This is a genomic window from Cellulomonas sp. A375-1, assembly GCF_001040865.1.
GTDB classification, from domain to species: domain Bacteria; phylum Actinomycetota; class Actinomycetes; order Actinomycetales; family Cellulomonadaceae; genus Cellulomonas; species Cellulomonas gelida.
Genome location: NZ_LFKW01000116.1, coordinates 56,078 through 65,573 on the forward strand (window position 1 = coordinate 56,078; position 9,496 = coordinate 65,573).

Annotated in this window: 3 protein-coding genes; 2 read left to right on the top strand and 1 reads right to left on the bottom strand. The window is 71.7% G+C overall.

The features are described from left to right. Window positions 1-236: 236 nt before the first annotated feature. Window positions 237-1,454 carry an NADP-dependent isocitrate dehydrogenase gene (locus tag CWIS_RS12190; protein ID WP_048343560.1) on the top strand — a complete coding sequence of 406 codons (1,218 nt, stop codon included), beginning with the start codon at window positions 237-239 and terminating at the stop codon, window positions 1,452-1,454. 321 nt (window positions 1,455-1,775) lie between these two features. Then, window positions 1,776-8,825, top strand: coding sequence for a pullulanase-type alpha-1,6-glucosidase (gene pulA / locus CWIS_RS19480; protein ID WP_048343561.1), 7,050 nt, complete (start codon window positions 1,776-1,778; stop codon window positions 8,823-8,825). A gap of 115 nt (window positions 8,826-8,940) precedes the next feature. On the opposite strand, the gene CWIS_RS19485 is transcribed toward pulA, so the two are convergent. Further along, window positions 8,941-9,496: cellulose-binding domain-containing protein (locus CWIS_RS19485; RefSeq protein WP_048343615.1), on the bottom strand; the 556-nt coding region annotated here is incomplete at its 5' end.

Below are 9,496 nucleotides of genomic sequence, written 5' to 3' on the forward strand. Positions count from 1 at the left end.
TGCCCTGCGGATCCGGCGTGCCGGCGGTGTTGTCCTGGGACATGGCGGTCCTGTCGGTGGGTTCGAGTGGTTCGCGGGCCAATATGCCAGTCCCAGCCGTGCAGCGCGGGTGCGATCACGCACCAAAATCGGTGACGACGGCGTCGGACGTGACCAGCCTCGCCCTGGATCGTCGGTCGAGATCTCTTGATGTCGAGTAATCTTGGGGCGGCCCAGTTCTCAGCAAGGAGTCCCGCATGGCGAAGATCAAGGTAGTCGGCCCGGTCGTCGAGCTCGACGGCGACGAGATGACGCGGATCATCTGGCAGTTCATCAAGGACCGCCTGATCCACCCGTACCTCGACATCGACCTGCGGTACTACGACCTGTCGATCGAGAACCGCGACGCGACCGACGACCAGGTGACGGTCGACGCGGCGCACGCGATCAAGGAGCACGGCGTCGGCGTCAAGTGCGCGACCATCACGCCCGACGAGGCGCGCGTCGAGGAGTTCGGCCTCAAGAAGATGTGGCTGTCGCCGAACGGCACGATCCGCAACATCCTCGGTGGCGTGGTCTTCCGCGAGCCGATCATCATCTCGAACATCCCGCGGCTGGTCCCGGGCTGGAACAAGCCGATCATCATCGGCCGTCACGCCCACGGCGACCAGTACAAGGCGACGAACTTCAAGGTCCCGGGCGCCGGCACGCTCACGCTGACCTTCACGCCGGCCGACGGCTCCGAGGAGATCAAGCAGACGGTCGTCACCTACCCCGAGGCGGGTGGCGTGGCGATGGGCATGTACAACTTCAACGAGTCGATCCGCGACTTCGCGCGCGCCTCGTTCGCGTACGGCCTGCAGCGCGGCTACCCGGTGTACCTGTCGACCAAGAACACGATCCTCAAGGCCTACGACGGCGCGTTCAAGGACATCTTCCAGGAGGTGTTCGACGCCGAGTTCAAGGCGGACTTCGACGCGGCCGGCCTGACGTACGAGCACCGCCTGATCGACGACATGGTCGCCGCCGCGATGAAGTGGGAGGGCGGCTACGTCTGGGCGTGCAAGAACTACGACGGTGACGTGCAGTCCGACACGGTCGCGCAGGGCTTCGGCTCGCTCGGCCTGATGACGTCGGTGCTCATGACGCCCGACGGCAAGACGGTCGAGGCCGAGGCGGCGCACGGCACGGTCACGCGGCACTACCGCCAGCACCAGGCGGGCAAGCCGACGTCGACCAACCCCATCGCGTCGATCTTCGCGTGGACCGGTGGGCTCAAGCACCGCGGCAAGCTGGACTCGACGCCCGAGGTCACGCAGTTCGCCGAGACGCTCGAGGACGTCGTCATCACGACCGTCGAGAGCGGCAAGATGACCAAGGACCTCGCGCTCCTGATCGGCCCGGACCAGCCGTGGCTCACCACGGAGGAGTTCCTGGCGGCGCTCGACGAGAACCTCGCGGCGCGCCTGGGCTGAGCCCCGCACCGACGTCGACGGCGTCCTCCCCAGCCAGGGGAGGGCGCCGTTCGTCGTCTCCGCAGGTCCGCGCGCTGCCCGCGACCTAGCGGGGCGACGCGGGCGCTCGTCGTCGTCGCCGGGCGGTTTCGGGTGGTTGGTCACGGGACGGGCACAACGCTCGCAAGGTCTTGCTGCAAGTTGCCGCAAGCCAGTACGTTGCCGCCAGTCCGTCGACGCCGCTGTCGCCGGAGCCCCGTGGGCGGTCGCCGCAGCGACCGTCCACGCGGGGAGCACCTCACCGCATGCCCGCGCCCTGCGCGGAGACGAAGGAGTCGCCGCATGTCCAGCGTCCTCGCGCGAGCCCGTCGCCCCCTGTCGGCGCTCACCGCCACGGCCCTCGCCCTCGCGGGCGCGGTCGTCGTCCAGCAGACCGCCGCCGCCGACGACGAGACGTCGTACACGCTCGTCGGCGACCTGCAGTCCGAGCTCGGCTGCCCGGCCGACTGGGACCCCACCTGCACGACGGGTGACCTCGCACCCGTCGACGGGCGCACGGGCCACTACGCCGCGACGGTGACGCTGCCCGGCGGCGAGTACGCGTTCAAGGTCGTCGCCGACCACGCCTGGGACACCGCGTACGGCTTCGCGGGCTCGAGCGACGCGGGGGCCGCGAACATCCCGCTCGTGCTCGCCGGCAGCACGCGCCTGCTGGTCGACTTCGACCTCGCGACCGGCCGCACGTCGCTCACGCCGCTGGACCTGCAGGACGACGCCGAGCAGGACGCGACGCCCGTCGCCCCCGTGCGTCAGCCGGGCTCGGGCGAGCAGCTCTACTTCGTCATGACCGACCGCTTCGCGAACGGCGACGAGGCGAACGACCAGGGCGGCGTGACGGGAGACCGCCTGACGACGGGCTTCGACCCGACGGACAAGGGGTTCTACCAAGGCGGGGACATCGCCGGGCTGCGCGGCAAGCTCGACTACATCAAGGGCCTGGGCACGACGGCCATCTGGCTGACGCCGTCGTTCACGAACAAGTACGTGCAGGGTGCGGGGACCGACGACGTCTCGGCCGGGTACCACGGGTACTGGGTCACGGACTTCACGTCGATCGACCCGCACTACGGGTCGAAGGCCGAGCTGGCGGAGCTCATCGACGACGCGCACGACCTGGGCATCGACGTCTACTTCGACATCATCGCGAACCACACCGCGGACGTGATCCAGTACGCGCAGGCGCCGCAGGCGGGCGCCGACCCGTACCCGTACGTCTCGCAGGCCGAGCGGCCCTACACCGACGCCGACGGCGAGGAGTTCGCGCTGTCCGACGTCGTCGGCACGACGTTCCCCGAGCTCGACGCCGCGACGTCGTTCCCGTACACGCCGGTCGTCAGCCCGGACGAGGCCCACGCCAAGGTCCCGGCCTGGCTCAACGACCCGACGCTCTACCACAACCGTGGGAGCTCGACCTATGCGGGGGAGTCCTCCACGCTCGGCGACTTCGGCGCGCTCGACGACCTCATGACGGAGAACCCCGTCGTCGTCGACGGCATGGCCGACATCTTCTCCGACTGGGTCGACTTCGGGATCGACGGCTTCCGGATCGACACCGTCAAGCACGTGAACATGGAGTTCTGGCAGTCCTGGACGCAGCAGGTCATGGACCACGCGCGCGCCACGGGCAAGGACGACTTCTTCATGTTCGGCGAGGTCTACGACGCCGACGCGACGAAGACGAGCCCGTACGTGCGCGAGACGCAGATGAGCTCGGTGCTCGACTTCGCGTTCCAGTCCGCCGCGTCGGGCTACGCGGGCGGCGGCTCGGCCAAGAGCCTGGCGGGCCTGTTCGCGTCCGACGACTACTACACGACCGCCGACTCGAGCGCGTACGCGCTGCCCACGTTCCTCGGCAACCACGACATGGGTCGCATCGGGTACTTCCTGCGCGGCAAGGACGCCGCCGTGCAGCGTGACGTGCTCGCGCACCAGATCATGTTCCTCACGCGCGGCCAGCCGGTCGTCTACTACGGCGACGAGCAGGGCTTCGTCGGCACCGGTGGCGACAAGGACGCCCGCCAGTCGCTGTTCGGCACGCAGGTCGACTCGTACGCCGAGCAGCCGCTGATCGACGGCACGACGCTCGGCACGGGCGACCACTACGGCACGGACGGCACGCTGTACGAGGCGATCGCCGAGCTCGGTGCGTTGCGCGCCGACCACCCCGCACTCGTCGACGGTGCGCAGGTCGAGCAGGCGGTCGCCGACGGCACGGGCGTGTACGCGTTCTCGCGCGTGGACCGCGACGAGCGCGTCGAGTACCTGGTCGCGGTGAACAACGCGACGACGACGAAGACCGCGACGTTCTCGCCGCTCAGCCCCGACGCGACGTTCGAGGCGCTGTACGGCGCGACGGGGACGGTCGTCGCGGACGGCGACGTGACGCTCTCCGTGCCGGCGCTGTCGGCCGTCGTGTACCGCGCGACGAGCACCCTGCCGGCACGCTCGAGCGCGATCGACGCGACCTTCGACGGGGATCCGGGCCTGCCGGTGACCCCGCTCGAGGAGCTCTCCGTGAGCCTCGACGAGGAGGCGTACGCCGAGACCACGTTCGCCTACCGCGTCGCGGGCGACGACGAGTGGACGACCCTGGGCACGTCCGACACGGGCACCCCGCGCGTCTTCCACACGACCGCGGGCCTCGCGGCCGGCGCGCTCGTCGAGTACCGCGCGGTCGTCGCCGACGCGAGCGGCCACGAGTCGGTCGCCACGACGTTCGCGACCGTGGGCGAGGGGTACGGCCCGGGCACGCCCGTGGTCGCGGACGCCGAGAGCATCGTGACCATCCCCGGCGAGCACAACTCGGAGATGGGGTGCGCGGCCGACTGGCAGCCCACCTGCACCGCGGCCGAGCTCACGCTCCAGGCCGACGGCCGCTGGTCGGGCACGTTCACGCTGCCCGCCGGCACGTACCAGTACAAGGCCGCGATCGGCGCGGCGTACTACGAGGCGCAGGGCGCTCAGAACGGCGCCTGGCACGAGAACTACGGCGAGGACGGGATCAAGAACTCGCCGAGCGGCAACCTCACCTACACGGTGACCGACCCGGACCGCCCGGTGACGTTCTGGTACGACCCGTCGACGCACCGCGTGACCAACGACGCCGCGGGTGCGGTCTACACGGTCGCGGGCGACTTCCAGTCCGAGCTGGGCTGCGCCGCCGACTGGAGCAGCACGTGCCTGACGGCCCTGCTCGCCGACCCCGACGGGGACGGCGTGTGGACCTACACGACCTCGGCGATCCCGGCGGGCAGCTACGAGGCCAAGGCGATCAAGGGCTTCGACTGGGCGACGAGCTACGGCACGGCCGCCGGCGGCAACGTCGCGTTCTCGGTGACCGCCGAGACGCCGACCGCCACGTTCAGCCTCGACACGGCGACCGGCGTGCTGAGCATCGCCGCGGGTACGCCCGAGGAGCCGGGTGAGCTCCTGGTCACCGTGCCCGGGAGCCACAACTCGGAGATGGGCTGCCCCGGCGACTGGGCACCCGACTGCCCGCAGGCGGCCCTCACGCTGCGCCCGGGCGGGGTCTACGCGGGGACGTTCTCGCTCCCGGCCGGCGACTACGAGTACAAGGTCGCGATCGGCGGCTCATGGGCCGAGAACTACGGGGTCGGTGGCGTGCGGGACGGCGCGAACGCCGCGTACTCGCTGACCGCGACGACCGACGTGACGTTCGTCTACGACCCTGTCAGCCACCTGTTCACCTCGAGCGCGCAGGGCCCGCTGTTCACGCTGGCCGGCGACTTCCAGTCCGAGCTCGGCTGCCCGGGCGACTGGCAGCCGGAGTGCCTCGCGGCGCTGCTCCAGGACGCCGACGGGGACGGGACGTACGAGTTCACGACGACGAGCCTGCCGACCGGCTCCTACCAGGTGAAGGTCACCCAGGACCTGTCCTGGACCCTCAACTGGGGCGCCGGCGGCGTGCCGGGCGGCGACAACATCGCGTTCTCGGCCACCGAGGGCAAGCAGGTGCAGTTCTCGTTCGACTCGGCGACGAAGGTGCTCACCGTGACCGTCCAGGACCCGCCCCTGCCGGGGACGGGACAGGCCCGCGCGCACTGGGTGAGCGCCGACACGCTCGCCTGGCCGCGCGACCTGGTGGACGCCGACCCGGCCGGCCTGACGTTCTCGCTGCACGAGTCGCCGTCGGGCGGTCTCGAGCTCGTCGACGGCGAGGTCACGGGCGGCATCACCGTGCCGCTGACCTACGACCCGGCGGGCCTGCCGGCGGACGTCACGACGACGTTCCCCGCGCTGGCCGGCTACGCCGCGCTGCGCGTCGGCCCCGCGGACGCCGCCGCGCTCCTGAAGGGCGAGCTGCGGGTCCTGGCCGCGTCCGACACCGGCCCGGTCGCCTTCACCGGGGTGCAGATCCCGGGCGTCGTCGACGACCTGTACGCCGACGCGGCGCAGGATGCCGAGCTGGGCGTCACGTGGGACGGCGACGTCCCGTCGTTCGCGCTGTGGGCGCCCACCGCCCAGGACGTGGACCTGCTGCTCTGGACCGGTGCGACGTCGGGCACGCCGCAGCGCGTCCAGGCCGAGCGCGGCACGGACGGCGTGTGGCGCGTCACGGGCGAGGCCGGCTGGACGGGCGCCGCCTACCGGTACGCGGTCACCGTGTACGCGCCTTCGACCCGCACGGTCGTCGAGAACGCCGTGACGGACCCGTACTCGGTCGCGCTCACGACGAACTCGACCCACTCGGTCGTCGTCGACCTGTCCGACCCGAGCACGCAGCCCGCCCTGTGGGCGGACACGCCCGCGCCCGTGGTCGAGCAGGACGTCGACCGGGCGATCTACGAGCTGCACGTGCGGGACTTCTCGATCGAGGACGAGACCGTCCCGGCCGACGAGCGCGGCACCTACCTGGCGTTCGCGCGCGACAGCGCGGGCATGCGGCACCTCGCCCAGCTCGCCGCGGCGGGCCTGGACACCGTCCACCTGCTGCCGACCTTCGACATCGCGACCATCCAGGAGGACCGCACCCAGCAGGCCGAGCCCGACTGCGACCTCGAGTCGTACGGGCCCGCGGCGACCGAGCAGCAGGCGTGCGTGGGTGCGGTCGCGGACGCCGACGGCTTCAACTGGGGCTACGACCCGTTCCACTACCAGGCGCCCGAGGGCTCGTACGCCGTCAACCCGGACGGCGCGGCGCGCGTGGGTGAGTTCCGCACGATGGTCGGGGCGCTGCACGCGACCGGGCTGCAGGTCGTGCTCGACGAGGTCTACAACCACACGTCGGCGGCGGGCCAGGCGGACACCTCGGTGCTCGACAAGGTCGTGCCCGGGTACTACCACCGCCTCGACGCGGCCGGGAACGTCCAGACGAGCACGTGCTGCTCGAACGTCGCGACCGAGCACGCGCTCGCGGGCAAGCTCATGGTCGACTCCGTGGTCCTGTGGGCCAAGGAGTACAAGGTCGACGGCTTCCGGTTCGACCTGATGGGCCACCACTCGGTGGCCAACATGCAGGCGGTCCGCGACGCGCTCGACGAGCTGACCCTCGCCGACGACGGCGTCGACGGGTCTGCGATCTACCTGTACGGCGAGGGCTGGAACTTCGGCGAGGTCGCCGACGACGCCCTGTTCGAGCAGGCGCGGCAGGGCAACCTCGGCGGGACGGGCATCGGCACGTTCTCCGACCGGCTGCGCGACGCCGTGCGCGGCGGCGGGCCGTTCGACGAGGACCCGCGCGTGCAGGGCTTCGGCTCGGGCCAGTACACCGACCCGAACGGCGCCGCGGTCAACGGTGACGAGGCGGCTCAGCTCGCCTCGATCCGGCATCAGGGCGACCTGGTGCGGCTCGGCCTGGCGGGCAACCTCAAGGACTACGCGTTCCGGACGAGCGACGGGACCGTGCGCAAGGGCAGCGAGATCGACTACAACGGCCAGCCGGCCGGGTACGCGACCGAGCCCGACGAGGTCGTCACGTACGTCGACGCGCACGACAACGAGACGCTGTGGGACTCGCTCACGATGAAGCTCCCGCAGGCGACCTCGATGGACGACCGCATCCGGATGAACACGCTGTCGCTCGCGACGACCGCGCTCGCGCAGACCCCGTCCTTCTGGCACGCCGGGGCGGACCTGCTGCGCAGCAAGTCGCTCGACCGCAACAGCTACAACTCGGGCGACTGGTTCAACGCGATCGACTGGACCGGGCAGGACAACGGCTTCGGCCACGGTCTGCCGCCGGCCGCCGACAACCAGGCGAAGTGGCCGTACCAGACGCCGCTGCTGCAGGACGCGACGCTCAAGCCGTCGGCCGACGAGGTCGCGACGGCCGGCGCCCAGGCGCTCGACCTGCTGCGGCTGCGCTCGTCGACCCGGCTGCTGCGCCTCGGCACGGCGGACGCGATCGAGCAGAAGGTCACGTTCCCCGGCAGCGGTCCGGACGCCACGCCCGGCGTGATCGTCATGCAGGTCGACGACACGGAAGGCGCGGACGTGGACCCCGCGCTCGACGGTCTGCTCGTCGTCTTCAACGCGGGGCCGACCGCGACCACGCAGGTCGTCGACGGTCTCGTCGGACGGGGTTACGCACTCTCGCCGGTCCAGGCTGAGGGCGCCGACGCCGTCGTGAAGGCGACCACGTGGGACGAGGCCACCGGGACCGTCACGGTGCCGGCGCGCACGGTCGCGGTGCTGGTCGAGGAGCAGGAGGGCACCGAGCCCACACCCACCCCGACCCCGACCGCGACCCCGACCCCGACCGCCACCCCGACGCCCACGCCGACGGGCACCGCGACCCCGACGCCGAAGCCCACGAAGACGGCCAAGCCGACGCCCACGCCCAAGCCGACGAAGACGGCCCGGCCGACCCCGCCGCCGAAGCCGACGCCCTCGGCCACGCCGAAGCCGCCGAAGCCGACGCACACGGCCAAGCCGAAGCCGCCGAAGCCGACTCATTCCGCCAAGCCGAAGCCGCACCCGCGCCCGCACGTCGAGCTGTCGGCGGACGCGGCGCGCCGCGGCAGCGCGGTCGACGTGCGCGGTGCGGGGTTCCAGCCCGGCGAGCAGGTCCAGGTGTGGCTGCACTCGACGCCCATGCTCCTGCTGGGCGTGACGGCTTCGTCGGACGGTGAGGTCGACGCCGCGGTGACCATCCCGGCGGCGACACCCGTCGGTGACCACACGCTCGAGGTGCGCGGCCTGGCCTCCGGGGTCAGCGGCGGCACACCGCTGCAGGTCGTCGAGGCCGACGCGACGCTCGAGGTCACCGGGTCGGACGCGGGCGCTCTGGCGGCGCTGGGAGCCGTCGCGCTGGCCGCGGGGCTGGTGCTCCTGCTGCTGGTCCGCCGTGGCCGCAGGCTCGGGGAGGAGTGACGCGCGAGGCGTGACCGGCGCGCGACGAGCGCACGGACGACGCAGGGGCCCGGCCGGTGGGCCGGGCCCCTGCGTCGGTGGGGCTCGCGGGTCTAGGTCGTCGCGCTGAGGCTGGTCAGCCGCACGTCACGCCGTTGAGCGAGAACGACGAGGGTGCCGCGGCCGAGCCCGTGTGGCTCGCGTTGAAGCCGACCTGCACGCTGCCGCCGGGTGGGATCTGCCCGTTCCACGCCGCGTTCGTCAGCGTGACGGCCTGACCGGACGCGCTGAGGGTCGAGCTCCAGTGCTGCGTGATCGCCTGTCCGGGGGGCAACGTGAACCGCAGGTTCCAGCCGTCGATCGTCGCCGATCCCGCGTTGGTGATCGTCACGTTCGCGGTGAAGCCCGTGGGCCAGGAGTTCACCTGGTAGCCGATCCGGCAGCCGCTCGGGACGGTCGTCGTGGGCGTCGGGCTGGGCGTCGCGCTGACCGTGGGCGACGGCGTCGGGCTCGGTGTGGGCGAGCTCGTCGGGGTCGGGGTCGGGGTGGGTGTCGGGGTCGCAGTGGGCGTCGGCGTCGGGGTGGGCGTCGGCGCAGGGCCGTCGAGGCCGAAGAAGTGGATCGCCGCGGCCGCGTCGACCGGCAGGTTGTGCCCCGTGTTCGCGAGGCTGTTGGCCTCGACGGGCGCCTGG

Coding starts and splice junctions, on each gene's coding strand:
- pulA (WP_048343561.1), top strand. CDS start 1,776: ATGTCCAGCGTCCTCGCGCGAGCCCGTCGCCCCCTGTCGGCGCTCACC.
- CWIS_RS12190 (WP_048343560.1), top strand. CDS start 237: ATGGCGAAGATCAAGGTAGTCGGCCCGGTCGTCGAGCTCGACGGCGAC.